Here is a 17,862-nt window from a genome sequence, read left to right as displayed (position 1 = left end):
ATGTAGTTAATAATTTTAAAATCTTGCAAATGATAATTAAATTTCAGCAAAAACTAATTTGAAACCAATTAATATTAATTGTGATTTAGCTGAAGGTTACGAGTATGAGTCACAAATCATGCCACTTATTTCAAGTTGTAATATTGCATGTGGTGGTCATTATGGAACTGAAACAAGTATAAAAAAAGCCATTCAACAAGCGCAACAACATCAGGTTAAAATAGGCGCACATCCTTCATTTCCAGATAAAGAAAATTTTGGTCGTAAGTTGATGAATATTAGTTCGCAAGAATTGAGATTATCTTTAAGCGCACAATTACATCATTTTAGAGAATTATGTCAAGATGAAGATGCAGATTGGCATCATATTAAATTTCATGGTGCTTTATATAATCACTTAGCTAAAGATAAAGATTTAGCCAAATTATGTTTTGAAGTTATTGAAGATTTAAATAGGGAAGTGGTCGTTTTTACTTTGCCAGAATCTGAGCTGTTAAACTTTAAGTCAGATAAAATTAAGTACTGGGTTGAAGGTTTCGCAGATCGCACTTATGCAGATGATTTTAGTTTAACGCCAAGAAAATTTTCGAATGCAATGCATGATACTTCAAAAGCAATCTTTAATCAGGTTTTAAATTTAGCTGAAGCAAAAATCATATCGACTTCTGGAAAAATTAAAAAGCAAACTATAGATACAATTTGTTTACATAGCGATTCAAAATTAACCTTAAATCACCTTGAGTATTTACACGAACAACTCCCAAAATTTGGTTATGAAATTGAAAGATAAATCTACTATAATTTCTAATATTGTTAAGTATAGTGAACGTTCAATTTTAATAACTTTTGATGCTAATCATCAACTTTTTTCATTAGATTGGTTGCTTCAAAAGCGAAGTTGGTTACTGGATAATATTAGTGATAAATTACTTCAGGTAAACTCTACATATAATTCATTATTAGTTACTTATAATTTCACTATAAATGATTTCTATGGTGAAAAAGTAGCGCTTAGACAGCTGCTTTTAAATGCCAATGAACCTTATAATCTAGGCTTCAGATCAGTTATAATTCCAACTTGTTATGACGATGAATTTTCAATCGATGCCAAAGAATTCGAGCATAAAAAAGAGTTATCTAAACAAGACTTAATACGCTTGCATTCTGGACAATCTTATCGCGTTCATTTTATAGGATTTCTACCTGGTTTTCCGTATTTATCACAAGTTAAAAAAGACTTGTATTTACCTCGAAAGTCTCAACCGCGACCAAAAATATCAGCTGGTTCAGTTGGTATTGCAGGTCGTCAAACTGGTATTTATCCTGTAAATTCGCCTGGAGGTTGGCAAATCATCGGTCAAACGCCTTTGTGTCTGTTTGATGCAAAAGAGCTAAAGACTTTCTTAAAAGCTGGAGATACGATTCGTTTTAAACCCATCAATAGAAATGAGTACGACGAAATTAAAGCCGAAATACAGCTTGATATTAATTTTCAAAATCGATTTGTAGATGAGTCTTAAAGTAATTAAATCTGGTCCATTAGCGAGTATACAAGACCAAGGTCGTTATTCGGGATTAACAATGGGTATTCCTATTTCGGGAGTAATGGATTCACGTTTAAGTACTTATGCTAACCGAATTTTAGGAAATCCTAAGCAAGCACCTGTTATTGAAATTATGGGTCAAGGTGCAAAATTTCAATTTTTTAAGTCAACTTATATCGTTTTTGCTGCTTTAGATGCAGATATTCTTTTAAATGGTAAACCGATTCAAGCTTTTGAAATTTATAAAGTTTTTGCAGAAGATGTTTTGCATCTTAAGCGTGTTAAAAGCGGAATGTGGACTTACTTGGCTGTAAAAAATGGATTTCAAATTGAACAAAAAATGGGTAGCTCGAGCTATTATGCTCATGTTTTTGATCAAGCTAAACTTGACAATAATTCTATTATAGATTTTAATACTTCAGCTGAAAATTTTGATGAAATTTCAACTGTAAACACACAACTCAATTTTTCGGAAGTTATTGAATTAAAATGTTTTAAGTTGCCTGAATTTAAGTTATTATCTAATTCGGTTCAGTATCAACTATTACATGCAGAGTTTAGTATTTCTAATCAAATTGACCGTATGGCGTATCAAATCAGTGAGCGTTTAGATCATCAATTAGAAGAGATTATAACGTCTCCTGTTTTGCCAGGAACCGTTCAATTTACTTCAGGCGGAAAACTAATTATTTTAATGCGAGACGCGCAAGTAACTGGTGGTTATCCGCGCATTTTTCAACTTACTGAAGATTCAATTTGTCAATTAGCACAAGCTAGACCACGGCAAAAGCTAAAATTTAGCTTAGCGGAACCAACTTAGAAATTTTTTAAACAACTTGGTTTTGTTATATGGCGGATACTTAATTGGTATATCGATATAATTTTTACGGTGTACGATTGATTTTTGTCTTGTAAATGTTTTAAATGAGTGTTTACCGTGGTAATTGCCTAAACCACTTGCGCCAACGCCACCAAAAGGCAGTTTGTCATTGACGAAATGTACAATACAATCGTTAATAACACCACCACCAAAATCGAAGTTTTTGATTAAATAATTTTGTTCAGCTTTGTTGGTTGTGAAAGCGTAAAGCGCAAGCGGCTTATCAATTTTATAGATGATTGTTTCAACTTCGTTTAAATCTTGAAAAGTAAAAATAGGTAAAAGTGGTCCAAAAATTTCTTCTTGCATAATATCGCTATCAAGTTTAGGTGCTTCAATTAAACTTGGTGCTATAAACCGATGACTTCTATTGTTTTGCCCACCATAAATGACTTGTTCTGTATCAATAAAATTTTTCAGACGATCGAAATGTTTATCGCTTATAATTCGGCTATAATCAGTCGATTTTTGAATATTTTCACCATAAAACGCTTCAATCTGTTTTTTAAATTCTTTAATAAATTCAGTTTTTAGAGTTTGATCAATCAAGATATAATCTGGAGCAATGCAAGTTTGCCCAGCATTGATAAATTTACCCCAAATAATACGTTTTGTAGCTATGCTTAAGTTAGCATGTTTAGTGATGATACATGGGTTTTTTCCACCTAATTCTAAAGTATGAGGTGTCATGTGTTTTGCGATAGCTTGACTTACGATTTTACCCACTGGCACACTGCCTGTAAAAAACACATAATCCCATTTTAAGTTCAGTAAATTTTGAGCGGTTTCAACAGCACCTTGAACTACTGCAGCTTGTTTGGTGTCAAAGACATTGCTGATGATAGTTTCTAAGACTCTAGCTGTGTTTGGCGCATATTCTGAAGGTTTTAAAATAACAGTGTTACCGCAAGCTATCGCTCCAATTAGTGGTGTAATGGCAAGCTGAAAAGGGTAGTTCCAGGGTGCGATAATTAAGCAGTTTCCCCAAGGCACGTGATAAACTTTATCGGTTGAAGGGAAGTTAAGCCAATCAGAACTGATGCGTTTTGGCTTTCGCCATGAATTAATGTTCTTAATAAATAAATTGAGTTCTTTGTATACCACAAATAATTCGGTGGTCAATACTTCAAATTCTGGTTTCTTGAAATCAGCATGTATAGCTTCAATAATTAGTTGCTCATTGGCTTTAATTTCAGCTTTTAGACACTTTAACTGGGAAATAATTGATTTAGAATCAGGATTTTGATTTGTTTTGAAGTAATTCTTTTGACTCTGGTATAAATTAATTAGCTCTGCTTCTCTCATTTTTAATTGAGTTATAAAATAAAATACTCTAAAGTTGAGTTAACTATTACAGTAAAGTTTAGTTAATTTGTGAATCTAAAGATAAAACATCTCATGGCGTTAAGGTTTAAATTAATATTAGCAGTATTTTTCGCTTTCTATTGGTCTAATGCACAAGATACCATCACAACCGAAAAATTGATTATTGTTAAACAATATTCTCCTACAGTTAATGATGCTTTTAAGGTGAAACAAAAACCCAACGAAAGTAACAAATTAGAAATTCAGCCAAAATCAGTTAACTATAAGTTTATTTCAATTCCGGTAGCTTCAACATTTACGCCAGCTAAAGGTCGTGCATCTGGCGTTATTTTACCTCCTAAACCACGATTTTACAATAGTTATGCGCGTCTTGGTTTCGGAAATTTCACCACTGGTTTAGGTGAATTATATTCAGATTTTTCGATTGATCGTCAAAAAAATATTAGCATAGATTTTAGTCATTTGTCCTCACAAGGTGGTATAGAAGATGTTTTAGTAGATGACCACTATTTTAATACTAGTTTGGGTTTGGGCTTGCATTCAACTGAGCGAAACTTAAAATGGAATGTTGGCATTAATTTGAACCACGATATTTTTAATTGGTACGGCATTCAATTACCAACTAATTATGTTATTCAGGACGATGTAGCACAAACCTATCTTGAATTAGGTTTAGAAGGTGGCGTTCAATTTTATGATACTTGGGTTAAAACTGCAAATCTTAATTATTATAATTTTTCAGATGATTTTAATTCTGCTGAAAACTTTATCGATTTAGAGCTTAAATCTGAATTATTAGTTGGTTACGAGCAAGTTTTAGACCTTCAGTTGAAGTTAAACTACTTAACAACAACTTACGATGAGTCGCTTGATGTTTCAGATTATAGTTTTTACAATATTAGTGTTTTACCTCGCACACAGTTTAATATTGCTGGTATTGAAATTGATGCAGGTGCCAAGGTAGTTTTAAATGCTAATGTTGAAGAAAGTGAAACAAACTTTTTTATCTATCCGAAAATCAGTGCAAATTATAATATCACAGAAAACTTAAATGTGTTTACAATTATCGATGGTGATTTATCACAAAATACCTATCGTGATTTTGCAAATGAAAATCCATTTGTTTCACCAAATTTAAGGATTTCACCAACCAATAAAATGTATGATGCCAGTTTAGGTCTACAGACTAAAATAGGTAAGTTAACAGCGGTTGCTAAGCTTGGTTATGCTGATTTTGATAACACTTATCTTTTTAAACACAATTACGAAGCGCCAAGCATTGCTACAGTAAATCTTGAACCAAACAATGCTTACTCACAAAACAACAGTTTTGAAATTGTTTATGATGATATGACACAATTGAATGCTGGTTTATCTTTTAATTATACACCAGATGAAGATCTTGATTTAGGACTAGACGTTAATTACTTTGCTTACAACACAAACAACGAAGTTGAAGCTTGGAATCGTCCAGAAATTGAAGCTAAGTTTTACGGTCATTACAATTTTACTGATAGATGGCGATTCGGTTTAACCACTTTCTTTGTTGGCGAGCGCCAAGCTTTTAATGGAACAACCACAAGCGTAGTTACAGGCAATCAACAAACATATACGAAAAGCTTAGATTCTTTTATAGATTTAAATTTTGCCTTAGATTACGCCATTACCGAGCGTTTTTCTGTTTTTGTTAACGGAAACAATTTATTAAGCGCTGATCAGCCACGATGGAAGGCTTATCAAGTTCAAGGGATACAAGTTCTAGGAGGTCTAACCTATAAATTTGATTGGTAATATTAGTCTTTTTCTTAACATAAAAGAAACATTAGAAAATTCAAGTTACAATAGATTTGTGCAACCAAATGAAGCAAAATTAACAAATGGCCAAAAAGTTTAAACGTTACGATCGGGACAAGCCTTATCTTAACATACTCGATTTCTTAACTGAAGAGAAAAATTTCTTAATCATAGTTCTTGTAGGAATTATTCTTGCGGCAACATCAACTTCAAGTGCAAACCTAGCCATGTGGATAGGTTTCTTTTTTGCTGCCTATGCTGCTGTTGCAAACGATAGTATTCAATCTTTAGGAACTTTTATTGAAAGTAATAAGGCTAAAAAATGGTGGATTCTTTGGCTTTTTATAGGTGGTATTTTTTTAGCAACCGTCACATTTAGTTGGATTTATTTTGATGGTGATGTTACTTATCAACGTCTGACTAACCCAGATGGCACCACCGATTATCCACATCCTGATAAGTTTACGTTTTTTCAAGTTATAGCACCACTAGTATTATTGATTCTGACGCGTTTAAGGATGCCGGTATCTACAACTTTTTTATTACTTAGTGTTTTTAGTGCAGATACATCGGGTATCACTTCAGTTGTTCTTAAAAGTTGGTCAGGCTACATTATGGCTTTTGTATTATCGTTTCTAGTTTGGTATTTATCTTACAAAACGATTAGGAAGTATTTTAAAAGCCGAAAACACAGCCAGTATTGGGTGATTGTTCAATGGTTGGTTAGTGGTTCTCTTTGGGCAACTTGGGTAATGCAAGATGGCGCAAATATTGCCGTATTCTTACCTAGAGAGCAAAGTTTATTACAGTTTTTAGTGTTTGCTTTAACCATATTTTTTGGTCTAGGCTTATTGTTTTACTTACGTGGTGATAAAATACAAGGTGTGGTTAGTGAAAAAACACGTATTTCAGATATTAGAGCGGCGACATTAATCGACTTGTCTTATGTTATTTTACTAATTTACAAGTTATTTATATCTACAGTTCCTATGAGTACAACATGGGTGTTTTTGGGAATTATAGGTGGCCGAGAAATAGCAATTAATCTTTCAAGAAAGAAAAAAGGAAACAAGCACAAGAAAAAGGCAGCTTATATGATTGCGCGTGATTTTGGTTCTGCTATGATTGGTTTATTCATATCAGTAGCATTAGCAGCAAGTGGTAACAAAGCCATTAGGACTGAAATTATTAATTCAGTTACCAATTTATTTTAAATGAGATTATTTTATTGTTTATTAAGTTTAGTTTTTATAACGCTATCATGCGAATCACCTAAAATTGAAGTTGATCGTATATTTACCAATGCTAATATTTATACGGTAGATTCAGATTTTTCTAAAGCCAATACTCTAGTTATTAATGCAGATACAATTGTTGCTGTTGGTGGTCAAGAACTTACTGAAAAATTTGATGCTGAAGAAATTGTAAACTTAGACGGGAAAGCTGTTTTACCAGGCTTGATAGATGCACATGCGCATATACTGAATTTTGGTTTACAGTTAAATCGAGTCGATTTATTTGGAACAAACTCATACAAGCAAGTAGTTAAGCGAATTACAGATTTTGTAGAAGACAATCCTAAAACTTCTTATATCATCGGTCGCGGTTGGGATCAAAATGATTGGCCTTCAAAACAATTTCCAACAAAAGATACGCTAGATTTATTATTTCCTGAGGTGCCAGTGACTCTAACTAGAATTGATGGACATGCCATGTTAGTTAATCAAGCGGCTTTAGATTTAGCAAATATAAATTCAGAAACTAACATTTTTGGTGGTGAAGTCATTAAGGATAAAAACAACCAGCCAACAGGTGTTCTGATTGATGCTCCGATGAGTTTGGTTAGAAATACATTTCCAAGCTTAGATGTAAATCATATTTCAAAGGCACTCAAAAATGCTGAAGATATTACATTATCTTACGGCTTAACAACTGTTGTTGATGCTGGATTAAGTGTTGAGAATATACAAATCATAGACTCATTACAGAAATCTGATGAATTCAAAACACGAATTTATGCTATGATTAGAAATCATCCTGAAGACATTAAACACTACCTTGAGAATGGAATTTATAAAACAAAACACTTAAATGTTAGAAGTTTTAAAGTTTATGCAGATGGTGCTTTAGGGTCTAGAGGAGCAGCCTTAAAAGAAGATTACAGCGATCAACCCAATCATTTTGGAAGTCTATTGATTAGTTTAAATGAATTTAATGATTTAGCTAAACAAATTAGCAATTCGCCATTTCAAATGAATACACATGCCATTGGTGACTCTGCTAATTATGTTGTGCTTCAAACTTATGATAAATTACTGTCTCATAAATCCAATCAACGTTGGCGTGTTGAACATGCGCAAGTTTTAGACCCTGAAGATTATAAATTTTTTGATGGAGATAATATTCTAGCATCAGTACAACCAACGCATGCCACAAGTGATATGTATTGGGCAGACGAACGTTTAGGGCAAGACCGAATTAAACACGCTTATGCTTATAAAACTATTTTAGAATCGGCTGGAAATATTGCTTTAGGAACAGACTTTCCAATAGAAAAAGTAAATCCCTTTTTAACATTTTATGCTGCTGTTGCACGACAGGACTTGAATGCGTACCCAGAAAATGGTTTTAATATTGAAAATTCTTTGACAAGAGAAGAAACCCTAAGAGGTATGACCATTTGGGCTGCTTATGCTAATTTTGAAGAGACTGAAAAAGGAAGTCTTGAATCAGGGAAATTAGCAGATTTTGTAATTCTTGATCGCGATATTATGCAAGTTCCTATACAAAACGTACCAAATACTGAAGTTTTACAAACCATTATAGGTGGGCAAACGGTTTACAAGGCTAATTAATTAAATTCAGCTTTGCCAAATAGCTCGAGTCAGATTTTAAAATAATCTCTGTTTTAAAGCCATTATCGAGTGCGATTTCTTGTAATAATTCTTGGTCAATATATAACCAGTTGAAAGCTTTCGAAATTTGATTTTTGTAAGAGATTTCGTAGGTCATCTCACCATAATAATGCTCAAATTCGTCTTTTTCAAATAAGTAATTTAAATCGGTTGAATCTAATAGAACTTGACCGTTTGGTTGTAGTAGTTGTTTTAATTGGTTAAAAAACTGCGGTAAATTTTGAATTGTACCAGCAATGCCAATACCATTCATCATCAATAAAATGGTTTCAAATTGACCGAATTCTTCAGCTGATAATTCAAAGAAATCTAGCTGATGAGCTTGTTTTAGTCCACGTTCTTTACAAACTTCAATACATTTTCTAGAAGTGTCAATTGCAGTAACTTCAACTTGATTATGTTGCAGTATCATAGCGTGAGCTCCAGCACAACAGCCTACATCAAGTGTTTTGCCTGTAACCAGTTTTAAAGCTGTAAGTTCTATTTCAGGCATTTCATCTTCAGTTCTAAATAAATAGTCCACTGGTATTATATCAGTGTCAAAATTTTTAGTGTGAACTTGAATTGGTGTTTCATCGTTAAAATTGAAGTAGTTTTTTACGGCTTGGCCAAATATGTCGGTATCTTGCTTAGGATGTTTCAAATTGATGTACTTTTGTGTCATGGAAGACTTTATCAAAAATTTGCCAAAGTTAGCAAAAGAACGACATAACTTGCATCAAAAGTTTTTGAAAAAGCTACGTCAAAAAAAGCCGAAATCACTTGACCGTGATATGCAAGATCTACACGATGAAACTTTTGAAGAAATAGACTGCTTGTCTTGTGCAAATTGTTGTAAAACCACAGGACCATTATTCACCAATAAAGATATTGAGCGTTTAGCAAAGCATCTAAAAATAAAGCCAGCGGCATTTGTTGATACTTATTTACGTTTAGATGAGGATAATGACTATGTTTTAAAACAACTGCCTTGCCCGTTTTTGGCCAATGATAATTATTGTTTGGTTTATGATGTTAGACCTAAAGCTTGTGCAGAATTTCCGCACACTAATCGTAAAAAGTTTTACCAAATTAACCATCTTACCTTAAAAAATACAGCGGTTTGTCCTGCTGCATTTTCGATTGTCGAGAAAATGCTTGAACGGATCAAGCTGTAATTTCTTCCAGCTTATTTTCAGCTTCATAACTTTCAAGGACTTTAAAAAAGTTTAAGATATCTTCTTCAGAGTTTCCACTATTAATCGTAACCAACCTCACAAATGTTTCGTTATTAAAACTACCGTAACCTACCATTAATTCGCCATCCTTATAAAGTGAGTTGCATAAATCTTTTGGATCAACATTTTTATAATTAAAGCAAACTGAAACAGAATTTTCATAACTGTGTAGCTTGTAATCAGGGTGATTTTTTATGTAGTTTATAGCTGTATCAGCTAATTTAAACTGTTGGTTTACAAGTTCCTCGAGTCCTTTGGTTCCAACGGCTTTCCATAGTGTCCAAAACTTTAATGCATCATTTCTTCGGCCACATTGTAAAGAGTTTTTACCAAGGTTATAGTCGTCGTCGTCAGTTTGGTATAGATAATTGGCATCACATGAAAAAGAATGTTTTAAATCACGCTTGTCTTGAGTAACAATAATTGAGCATGATAATGGCACACCAAGCATTTTATGCGCATTAAAACTGAAAGAATCTGATAACTCAACGCCTTCAACCAGATGTTTGTAGTGTTTGCTAAAAATAACTGAACCACAATAAGCGCCATCAACATGTAACCATATATCATCGTCTTTAATAACCTCATGAATTGCTTTAATATCATCAAAAGCACCTAGTACAGTGGTTCCAGCGGTTGCATTGACAAAAAACGGTTCTAAATTATTGGTTTTGTCTTGGTGAATAAGTTCTTGTAAATGCGAAACGTCCATTTGTCCAAACTGATTAGTCTTGACACTTCTAATTTGGCCAACACCAATACCGCCAAAACTGGCATTTTTGGTAATTGAGTAATGTGAAGCTTCAGAAGTGTAAATAATTAATTTTTGAGAAACACCCTCTTGTTTTATAGTTCTATTTTTTCGATCACGAGCCATGAGCATCCCCATAAAATTACTCATAGAACCACCTGGCGGAAAAGTACCATCAGCTTGGTCGCCATAACCAATCATTTGGCATACTTTTTTAATAATATTTTTTTCAATACCAACTTGTGGGCCACCAACTTTATAAGTATACATACTATTATTAAGCATTACCGCTAGCAATTCACCTAAAGTTCCTTTTGGATTTCGCCCACCAAACAGTTGATTAAAAAACAGTTTAGTTGAGGTTCTTGGTGTATTAAGCACAACATCGGTTAATAGTTGCTCAAATTCACTTTTAGGTAAAGCTTCGTCATCTAAATCTAGGTTAAAAGTGTTAAACAATTTTTGAGGAGAAATAGGTTCAACAACGCCTTTATTTTGTTCACTATTTAATAACTTTTCTGAAATTTTCTGAAATAATTTTAAGTCTTCTTGCATAAGCCTGTCGTGAAATTTATCTTTACGAAAATATATAATTTTAGAACTATAGTTGCTTACAACATTCTTAAATTATCAAAAAGTCTTATTTTGAATACAATTTCTTCACTTCAAGAATTATTAGATGAACTGCCGAATTGCTCTGGCGATGATTATGTAAATATCGCTAAGCAGATGAAGATTCCTTCTGAAGATCTTCAGCCTTATGCCATGTTTTCAGATGAAGCCTATACTAGAAATTGCGTTGAACGTACTGAAGATTATGAGCTTATTTTGCTTTGTTGGGAAAAAGATCAAGATACACCTATTCATTGCCATAATGGTGAAGAATGTTGGGTTTATCTAGCTGAAGGAAAATTAAGAGAACAACGTTTTCAAACCAAAAATGATGAACTGGTAAAAACAGCAGATGTTAAGATGACTGAAGAACGTTTGTCTTATATGAATGACGATTTGGGCTATCATTCTTTACAAAATATTGCCAATGGCCGATCGATGAGTTTGCACTTATATGTAGCGCCTATAGATGAATGTAGTGCTTACAATCCTGAAAAAGGTAAATTTGAGTATAAAGACTTATATTATGATTCAATTAAAGGTGAAAAACCCAAACCAGAACTCAAATAAATTTTAAAAAATGAATTGGACTAAAGTTAAAGATTACCAGGACATAACGTATAAAAAATGTGATGGTGTAGCTAGAATTGCTTTTAATAGACCCGAAGTTAGAAATGCATTTCGTCCTAAAACAACGAGTGAGTTGTTAGATGCTTTTCATGATGCTCAAGAAGATTCTTCTATCGGCGCAATCTTGCTTTCAGCAGAAGGACCATCAACTAAAGATGGTGTTTGGTCGTTTTGTAGCGGCGGCGACCAAAAGGCTAGAGGTAAAGAAGGTTATGTGGGTGAAGATGGCTACCATCGTTTAAATATTTTAGAAGTTCAGCGTTTAATTCGGTTTATGCCAAAAGCTGTTATTTGTGTTGTTCCTGGTTGGGCTGTCGGTGGTGGCCATAGTTTACATGTGGTTTGCGATATGACTTTAGCTAGTCAAGAACATGCTATTTTTAAACAGACTGATGCAGACGTCACTAGCTTTGATGGTGGCTATGGTTCTGCTTATTTAGCAAAAATGGTCGGGCAAAAGCGTGCTCGTGAAATATTTTTCTTAGGGAGAAATTATTCTGCCCAAGAGGCTTATGAAATGGGAATGGTTAATGCTGTGATTCCGCATGACCAGTTAGAAGAAACCGCTTTTGAATGGGCACAAGAGGTTTTACAAAAATCGCCAATTTCTATTAAAATGCTCAAATTTGCAATGAATCTAACTGATGATGGTATGGTTGGTCAACAAGTCTTTGCAGGTGAAGCCACACGATTAGCTTATATGACAGATGAAGCTAAAGAGGGTCGCAATGCTTTTTTAGAGAAACGCGCGCCTAATTTTGATAAAAAATGGATTCCATAATTTTTATGTAAATTTACAAATAACCAAAACCTAAAAACCATGCCTATTTTGACTGATGAAGAATTAAACGAATTGAAAGATCAAGTTTCATCACACCAAGAAACAATTGACCATCAAAACGAAGTTATAAGCGATTTAAAGTCTCAAGAGGACCAAAATGCTCAACAAAAAAAGACATTTTTAACTTTATTTATTGTTGTCCTTGTACTATTACTCATTTTTATAGGTTTAACTTATTCAAGTCCTAGTAGCTTGGGCATAACATCTCCAGGAAGTCAAGTTGTACAAAAAGACAATACTCAGCAGTTAGATAGCTTAAAACAACAAATTGAAACCTTACAAACCGATAAACAACAGCTTCAAAGTCAACTAAGCCAACGCAATAGTTCAGTTGAGTTACAAGAGCCTTCAGAATATTATGCAGTACAAATTGGCGCATTTGAGCGCTTTAACACGCCTTTAGTTTCAAAAGATTTTCTACTCATTAAAGGTGATGAGAACTATTATTTAAATTCATATTCTATTGGTTTGTTTAAAACCCTAGAAGAAGCAAAGCAGCTTAGAGAAGCCTTAAAAGAATTAGGCTTTGATGAGGCATTTGCGGCAAAATATGTCAACTCTAAGCGTGTCGATATCATTGAATAATATGCTTGACAAAACCTTTAAAAATCAGGATTTAAATCTGAATGATTTGCCTGATTATCAAAAAATAGAAACGCGGTTTATCAATCCTAAGTACATTAAGATCTTAAGACTTCAAATTGGGTTCTTGGTATTACCTGTTTTCATTTTTATTGTTTGTTCTATTTATTTTCAATTTGACCTTCCGCAACTATTCTGGTATATTTTTATTCCGACTGTGAGTTTGGTTTTAAGCCTATGGTTGATTGAAGTTGAAGCTGGTTTTAAAAAACGAACTTTTGGCTTGCGAGATCATGATATTTATTTCTCGAAAGGTTTTTTTGTGCACAAAGAAACTGTTTTGCCGTTTAAACGCATTCAACATGTTGAAGTTATTCAAGGAATTTTCCTGAGATGGCAGAACCTATATGCTATTAAATTGTATACTGCTGGTGCATCATCAGGAGATTTAGCAATTTACGGACTTGATAAAGGGACAGCAAGTCAAATAAAAGCTTATGTGATGCAACAAAACTCTGATTTAAGTGATGAGTCAACAAGCTAAGTTTAGCGAACCAACTCTACAATCATTTAGAGGGATATTCGTCATATTTTTGGCTGATTTAGTCAAACGCATACGGCAAAACATTGCTATTTTAGCCATACCATTATTAAGTGGTAAGGCTAGAGACTATCTGCATTATTTTATTTTAGGGGTAATTGTTTTAGTGATTATCCAATTTGTTTTTTCGTATATTTCATATAAGCGTTATAAATTTCATGTTGGTCAAGAGGCATTTTTTGTCACTAGCGGAATTTTTAATGTGAGTCAAATCGAAATTCCTTTTGAGCGCATACAAAACATTAATCTTCAGCAGAATTTAATCCAGCAGGTCTTAAATGTTGTAGGCTTAGAAATTGAAACAGCTGGTAATGACAAAGCTGAAGTTACAATTAAAGCACTCGACAAAGGTGATGCCGAGCATTTGCAGGAATTACTAACTGAGCAAAAAATAGCCTTAAATCAGGAATTAGAAACAACAGTTGAAGTTACTGATGAAAATAGTAACACGTCTGCTTCAGCTAAGCAAAGTGCCTCTAAACAACTCTTATTTAAATTAAGTTTTCTTGATTTATTAAAAGTTGGCATTAGCTCTAATTTCTTTAAGGGAATTGGTGTAATCTTGGCCTTTCTGTCATATATCTATAATTCATTTGGTGATTTGGTATCAAATAAATTTGATATTGATTTAGAAACTCAAATTCAAGCTTATTTACCGAGTTTATTAAGTGTGATTATCGGAGTTGTTTTTATGGTTATTGTTATAGGTGTTATTTTGACGGTCGCCCTGACCATTATTCAATATTTTGAGTTAAAGCTTTTTGCTGTTGACCAAAACTACATGGTGCAATATGGCTTGTTGAAACGTGTTAATAAACTTATAAAAGCCAAGAAGACACAAATTTTTGAAATTGAAACCAACCCATTAAGACAATTTTTTAAATTTAGTAATGTCTATATCAGTCAGGCAAGTTCAGAAGAGTTAAATACTAAAAATAAAATTGGTGTTGTAGGTGTTTCTAAGCATCATATTAATTTATTATTTGAAGCATTATTTGGTATTAACGACTATCAAAGCATAAACTTTAATTCTATTAAAACGCAGTGGTTAAGGTTTAGGGTTTTAAGTTTGCGTTTAGCTGTGTTGTTTATTGCTTTAATTCTTTTTCAGTTGTATGTAATTCAGTTGCACTCAGCATTTATAGTAGTAGGTTTAGTTTTATTGTTAGCTTTTTTAGTTGTTTTAGTTTACTTATCTACTAAAAAAAGTTATGTGGCTATTTCTGAAACGATGATAAAAGTTGGAGGTGGCTCAATACATACCAATACTGCCTTTATTGAGCTGTTTAAAATTCAATCTGTAGCCGTTAAGCAAAATTTTTATCAACGACGTGTTGGAATGTGTAATTTAATACTATACACAGCTTCTGGATTCTTAAAGATCAATTACTTAAACCATCAAGAAGCAATACAAATGGCTAACGAAATTTTATTTAAAGTTGAGTCTAATACTAGTGAATGGATGTAATACCAAATATACCATAAAACAAGACAAATAAATAGTTTCTGATTGCCTTTCTCTTCGTTAAAAAAATGAAACGTAGCTAGTCCCGATCCCGAAACGTCGGGACGGGATTAATTTTTTTTGCCTTGATTAAGACAACTATAATTCAATTTCTTTTATCTCATTTCATAGAAAATTTGGTATAAAAAAACCGATTTAATTAATATATTAAATCGGTATTGAGTGATTAGCTGAATTTAAACTACATCAACTTCGGAAATTGTGCTGGGTTAAATTCATGCATAATGCTATATACTTTTTCAAAAATATCTTCAGCTGAAGGTTTAGAGAAGTAATCACCATCAGTGCCATAAGCAGGTCGGTGTGCTTTAGCTGTTAGTGTTTGTGGCTTACTATCCAGATATTGATATGCATTTTGTTCATCTACAATCTTTTGTAGGATAAAAGCAGAAGCACCACCTGGTACATCTTCATCAACCACTAATAATCGGTTGGTTTTAGCAACGCTTTTAACTAAATCATGATTTAAATCAAATGGAAGTAGAGATTGAACATCAATAATTTCAACTGAAATACCAACTTCTTCAAGTTCATTTGCAGCCTTTTCAATAATTCTAAGCGTTGAACCATATGATACAACACTAACATCATTTCCTTCTCTAATGGTTTCAACTTGACCAACAGGCGTTTTAAATTCGCCTAAATTAGTAGGTAATTGTTCTTTTAATCGGTAGCCATTTAGGCATTCTACAATTAGCGCTGGTTCATCGCTTTCAAGCATGGTATTATAGAATCCAGCTGCTTTTGTCATATTTCTTGGAACTAGAACATTAACACCACGTAATAAGTTTAGAATACCACCCATTGGCGATCCTGAATGCCAGATGCCTTCAAGTCTGTGACCACGTGTTCTTACAATTAATGGAGCTTTTTGTTTTCCTTTTGAACGATATAACGTTGTGGCTAAATCATCGCTCATGATTTGTAAAGCATAGAGCAAATAGTCTAAATATTGAATTTCAGCAATAGGGCGTAAACCTCTTAATGCCATACCAATACCTTGGCCTAAGATAGTCGCCTCCCTAATTCCTGTATCTGAAACTCGTAATTCTCCAAATTTTTCTTGTAAACCTTCTAAGCCTTGATTTACATCACCAATTTCACCAGAGTCTTCACCAAACACTAAAGTTTGTGGTCTTGATTTAAAAATTGCTTCAAAATTGTCACGCATAATAACACGTGCATCAACTGTTTCTGAATCATTATCATATTCTGGTAAAACTTCGGCAATATTTTTAGCGCTAGCTTCATAAGGACTCCATAAATGGCTACTGTAGTCAGGTTGAACTTTTTGTTGAAAATCGTTTAACCAGTTAATTAAGCTAGATTTTGCTTCAGTAGATTCGTTTCTAACATATCTTAAAGCTTTACGACCTGTTGCATAAACAATGCTTTTTAATGGCTCACTATTATCACTTAATTCATTAACTAGGTTAGTTATGAATGATTTGTTTTCACTACTTTCTGCTAAATCTTTTAGTAACTTAATTAACTCTTTATTGTAGGCTTTGGCTTGCTTACCAAAGGCTGTCCATGCTGCTTTTTTACCGTTACGAACTTCTTTTTTAATAGACTTTTCGAGTTCACTAAGTTCTTCATCAGTTGCAATACCATTATCAAGCATCCATTGACGCATTTTTAGGTTGCAATCGTGTTCTTTTTCCCACTCTAAACGATCTTTATCCTTATAACGTTCATGCGAGCCTGAAGTAGAATGACCTTGAGGTTGTGTTAATTCGACCACATGAATTAAAACGGGCACATGTTTTTCTCGGGCAATGGCTTCTGCTTTTTGGTAGGCTTCAATTAATGCAGGATAATCCCAACCTTTTACAACAATAATTTCATAACCATCATCATTGTCATCACGCTGAAAACCCATCAAAATTTTTGAAATATTTTCTTTAGTCGTTTGATGTCGAGCATGAACTGAAATTCCGTAGTCATCATCCCAAACATTAATTACCATTGGCACTTGTAAAACACCAGCCGCATTAAATGTTTCCCAGAATAAACCTTCACTTGTACTAGCATTACCAATTGTTCCCCAAGCAATTTCATTACCATTTTTAGAAAAATTAGTACCATCTATATTAGATTCGTGGCGATAAATTTTTGAGGCTTGGGCTAAGCCAAGTAATCGAGGCATTTGTCCTGCAGTAGGAGAGATGTCTGCGCTTGAATTTTTTTGTTCAGTAAGGTTTTTCCAGGAACCATCTTTATTTAATGAATGTGTCATGAAATGACCGCCCATTTGTCGCCCACCAGACATTGGCTCTTCATCAAGATCGGTATTGGCATATAAACCAGCAAAAAACTGTTCGATACTTAATTCACCTATAGCCATCATAAAGGTTTGGTCACGGTAGTAACCTGATCTAAAATCACCGTTTTTGAAAGATTTTGCCCAAGCGAGTTGAGGTACTTCTTTACCATCACCAAATATCCCAAACTTAGCTTTACCAGTCAAGACTTCTCTGCGACCTAGTAAGCTACACTCTCTACTTGTAACAGCAATTTTATAATCATTTAAAACTTCTGATTTAAATTCATCAAAAGAAATATCTTTATTTTGAACCTTTTCCTGCATTTGTCTTAATTTGAATTGATGCGAAGATACAGAAATTAGCTTAAAATGTCAAGA

At 33.4% G+C, this 17,862-nt stretch carries 16 protein-coding genes; 12 read left to right on the top strand and 4 right to left on the bottom strand.

From position 1 onward, the window contains the following. Positions 1-58: 58 nt before the first annotated feature. From BUB82_RS01835 to BUB82_RS01825, 3 genes are read left to right on the top strand one after another with little or no spacing between them, the layout of a single operon-like run. The gene (locus tag BUB82_RS01835) at positions 59-790 is read left to right on the top strand and encodes a LamB/YcsF family protein (RefSeq protein WP_073191219.1); all 732 of its coding nucleotides are present in this window, start codon (positions 59-61) and stop codon (positions 788-790) included. Then, positions 774-1,520, top strand: coding sequence for a 5-oxoprolinase subunit PxpB (pxpB, locus tag BUB82_RS01830; RefSeq protein ID WP_073191216.1), 747 nt, complete (start codon positions 774-776; stop codon positions 1,518-1,520). Before BUB82_RS01835 ends, pxpB begins: the two co-directional genes overlap by 17 nt. Further along, entirely contained in the window at positions 1,510-2,364 is an 855-nt protein-coding gene (locus tag BUB82_RS01825) for a 5-oxoprolinase subunit C family protein (RefSeq protein WP_073191215.1), read from the top strand. The genes pxpB and BUB82_RS01825 overlap by 11 nt, the downstream gene beginning before the upstream one ends. On the opposite strand, the gene BUB82_RS01820 is transcribed toward BUB82_RS01825, so the two are convergent. Further along, a complete protein-coding gene (locus tag BUB82_RS01820; RefSeq protein ID WP_073191214.1) occupies positions 2,347-3,729 on the bottom strand; it encodes an aldehyde dehydrogenase in 1,383 nt (460 codons plus the stop codon). The genes BUB82_RS01825 and BUB82_RS01820 overlap by 18 nt on opposite strands. Positions 3,730-3,822: 93 nt before the next feature. On the opposite strand from BUB82_RS01820, the gene BUB82_RS01815 reads away from it, so the two are divergent. From BUB82_RS01815 to BUB82_RS01805, 3 genes are all read left to right on the top strand, one after another. Next, a complete protein-coding gene (locus BUB82_RS01815) occupies positions 3,823-5,541 on the top strand; it encodes a TonB-dependent receptor (protein ID WP_073191210.1) in 1,719 nt (572 codons plus the stop codon). 86 nt (positions 5,542-5,627) lie between these two features. Beyond that, positions 5,628-6,758 (top strand): hypothetical protein, encoded by a 1,131-nt coding sequence (locus BUB82_RS01810; RefSeq protein ID WP_073191207.1) that lies wholly within the window; start codon positions 5,628-5,630, stop codon positions 6,756-6,758. Further along, positions 6,759-8,399 carry an amidohydrolase gene (locus BUB82_RS01805; protein WP_073191204.1) on the top strand — a complete coding sequence of 547 codons (1,641 nt, stop codon included), beginning with the start codon at positions 6,759-6,761 and terminating at the stop codon, positions 8,397-8,399. It abuts the gene before it with no gap. Here the strand turns inward: BUB82_RS01805 and BUB82_RS01800 are convergent. Then, positions 8,392-9,123 (bottom strand): class I SAM-dependent methyltransferase, encoded by a 732-nt coding sequence (locus tag BUB82_RS01800; protein WP_073191200.1) that lies wholly within the window; start codon positions 9,121-9,123, stop codon positions 8,392-8,394. The genes BUB82_RS01805 and BUB82_RS01800 overlap by 8 nt on opposite strands. Positions 9,124-9,232: 109 nt before the next feature. Here BUB82_RS01800 and BUB82_RS01795 point away from each other — a divergent pair, with 109 nt between their 5' ends. Next, the gene (locus BUB82_RS01795; RefSeq protein WP_317041042.1) at positions 9,233-9,616 is read left to right on the top strand and encodes a YkgJ family cysteine cluster protein; all 384 of its coding nucleotides are present in this window, start codon (positions 9,233-9,235) and stop codon (positions 9,614-9,616) included. On the opposite strand, the gene BUB82_RS01790 is transcribed toward BUB82_RS01795, so the two are convergent. After that, positions 9,606-10,982, bottom strand: a complete 1,377-nt coding sequence (locus tag BUB82_RS01790; protein WP_073191194.1) for a pyridoxal phosphate-dependent decarboxylase family protein — start codon at positions 10,980-10,982, stop codon at positions 9,606-9,608. The two genes, BUB82_RS01795 and BUB82_RS01790, sit on opposite strands and share 11 nt — an antisense overlap. A gap of 90 nt (positions 10,983-11,072) precedes the next feature. On the opposite strand from BUB82_RS01790, the gene BUB82_RS01785 reads away from it, so the two are divergent. Genes BUB82_RS01785 through BUB82_RS01765 form a run of 5 tightly spaced genes read left to right on the top strand, consistent with a single transcriptional unit; the run spans position 11,073 to position 15,161 of the window. After that, the gene (locus tag BUB82_RS01785; protein WP_073191857.1) at positions 11,073-11,609 is read left to right on the top strand and encodes a cysteine dioxygenase; all 537 of its coding nucleotides are present in this window, start codon (positions 11,073-11,075) and stop codon (positions 11,607-11,609) included. Positions 11,610-11,619: 10 nt separating this feature from the next. Beyond that, on the top strand, positions 11,620-12,450 hold the full coding sequence (locus BUB82_RS01780) for a 1,4-dihydroxy-2-naphthoyl-CoA synthase (protein ID WP_073191192.1): 831 nt from the start codon (positions 11,620-11,622) through the stop codon (positions 12,448-12,450). A 39-nt stretch (positions 12,451-12,489) separates the two neighbouring features. Further along, positions 12,490-13,095, top strand: coding sequence for an SPOR domain-containing protein (locus BUB82_RS01775; RefSeq protein ID WP_073191189.1), 606 nt, complete (start codon positions 12,490-12,492; stop codon positions 13,093-13,095). Then, positions 13,061-13,636 (top strand): PH domain-containing protein, encoded by a 576-nt coding sequence (locus BUB82_RS01770; RefSeq protein WP_234949745.1) that lies wholly within the window; start codon positions 13,061-13,063, stop codon positions 13,634-13,636. Before BUB82_RS01775 ends, BUB82_RS01770 begins: the two co-directional genes overlap by 35 nt. Continuing rightward, positions 13,620-15,161 (top strand): PH domain-containing protein, encoded by a 1,542-nt coding sequence (locus tag BUB82_RS01765; RefSeq protein ID WP_073191186.1) that lies wholly within the window; start codon positions 13,620-13,622, stop codon positions 15,159-15,161. Before BUB82_RS01770 ends, BUB82_RS01765 begins: the two co-directional genes overlap by 17 nt. A gap of 238 nt (positions 15,162-15,399) precedes the next feature. Here the strand turns inward: BUB82_RS01765 and BUB82_RS01760 are convergent, their stop codons facing one another. Further along, entirely contained in the window at positions 15,400-17,808 is a 2,409-nt protein-coding gene (locus tag BUB82_RS01760) for an alpha-ketoacid dehydrogenase subunit alpha/beta (protein ID WP_073191183.1), read from the bottom strand. Between the last annotated feature and the right edge of the window lie 54 nt (positions 17,809-17,862).

It is taken from the genome of Psychroflexus salarius, from assembly GCF_900129035.1.
Taxonomy (GTDB): domain Bacteria; phylum Bacteroidota; class Bacteroidia; order Flavobacteriales; family Flavobacteriaceae; genus Psychroflexus; species Psychroflexus salarius.
This window is presented reverse-complemented; position numbering and strand designations above follow the sequence as displayed.

Coding starts and splice junctions, on each gene's coding strand:
- pxpB (WP_073191216.1), top strand. CDS start 774: ATGAAATTGAAAGATAAATCTACTATAATTTCTAATATTGTTAAGTAT.
- BUB82_RS01825 (WP_073191215.1), top strand. CDS start 1,510: ATGAGTCTTAAAGTAATTAAATCTGGTCCATTAGCGAGTATACAAGAC.
- BUB82_RS01820 (WP_073191214.1), bottom strand. CDS start 3,729: ATGAGAGAAGCAGAGCTAATTAATTTATACCAGAGTCAAAAGAATTAC.
- BUB82_RS01815 (WP_073191210.1), top strand. CDS start 3,823: ATGGCGTTAAGGTTTAAATTAATATTAGCAGTATTTTTCGCTTTCTAT.
- BUB82_RS01810 (WP_073191207.1), top strand. CDS start 5,628: ATGGCCAAAAAGTTTAAACGTTACGATCGGGACAAGCCTTATCTTAAC.
- BUB82_RS01805 (WP_073191204.1), top strand. CDS start 6,759: ATGAGATTATTTTATTGTTTATTAAGTTTAGTTTTTATAACGCTATCA.
- BUB82_RS01800 (WP_073191200.1), bottom strand. CDS start 9,123: ATGACACAAAAGTACATCAATTTGAAACATCCTAAGCAAGATACCGAC.
- BUB82_RS01795 (WP_317041042.1), top strand. CDS start 9,233: ATGCAAGATCTACACGATGAAACTTTTGAAGAAATAGACTGCTTGTCT.
- BUB82_RS01790 (WP_073191194.1), bottom strand. CDS start 10,982: ATGCAAGAAGACTTAAAATTATTTCAGAAAATTTCAGAAAAGTTATTA.
- BUB82_RS01780 (WP_073191192.1), top strand. CDS start 11,620: ATGAATTGGACTAAAGTTAAAGATTACCAGGACATAACGTATAAAAAA.
- BUB82_RS01775 (WP_073191189.1), top strand. CDS start 12,490: ATGCCTATTTTGACTGATGAAGAATTAAACGAATTGAAAGATCAAGTT.
- BUB82_RS01770 (WP_234949745.1), top strand. CDS start 13,061: ATGTCAACTCTAAGCGTGTCGATATCATTGAATAATATGCTTGACAAA.
- BUB82_RS01765 (WP_073191186.1), top strand. CDS start 13,620: ATGAGTCAACAAGCTAAGTTTAGCGAACCAACTCTACAATCATTTAGA.
- BUB82_RS01760 (WP_073191183.1), bottom strand. CDS start 17,808: ATGCAGGAAAAGGTTCAAAATAAAGATATTTCTTTTGATGAATTTAAA.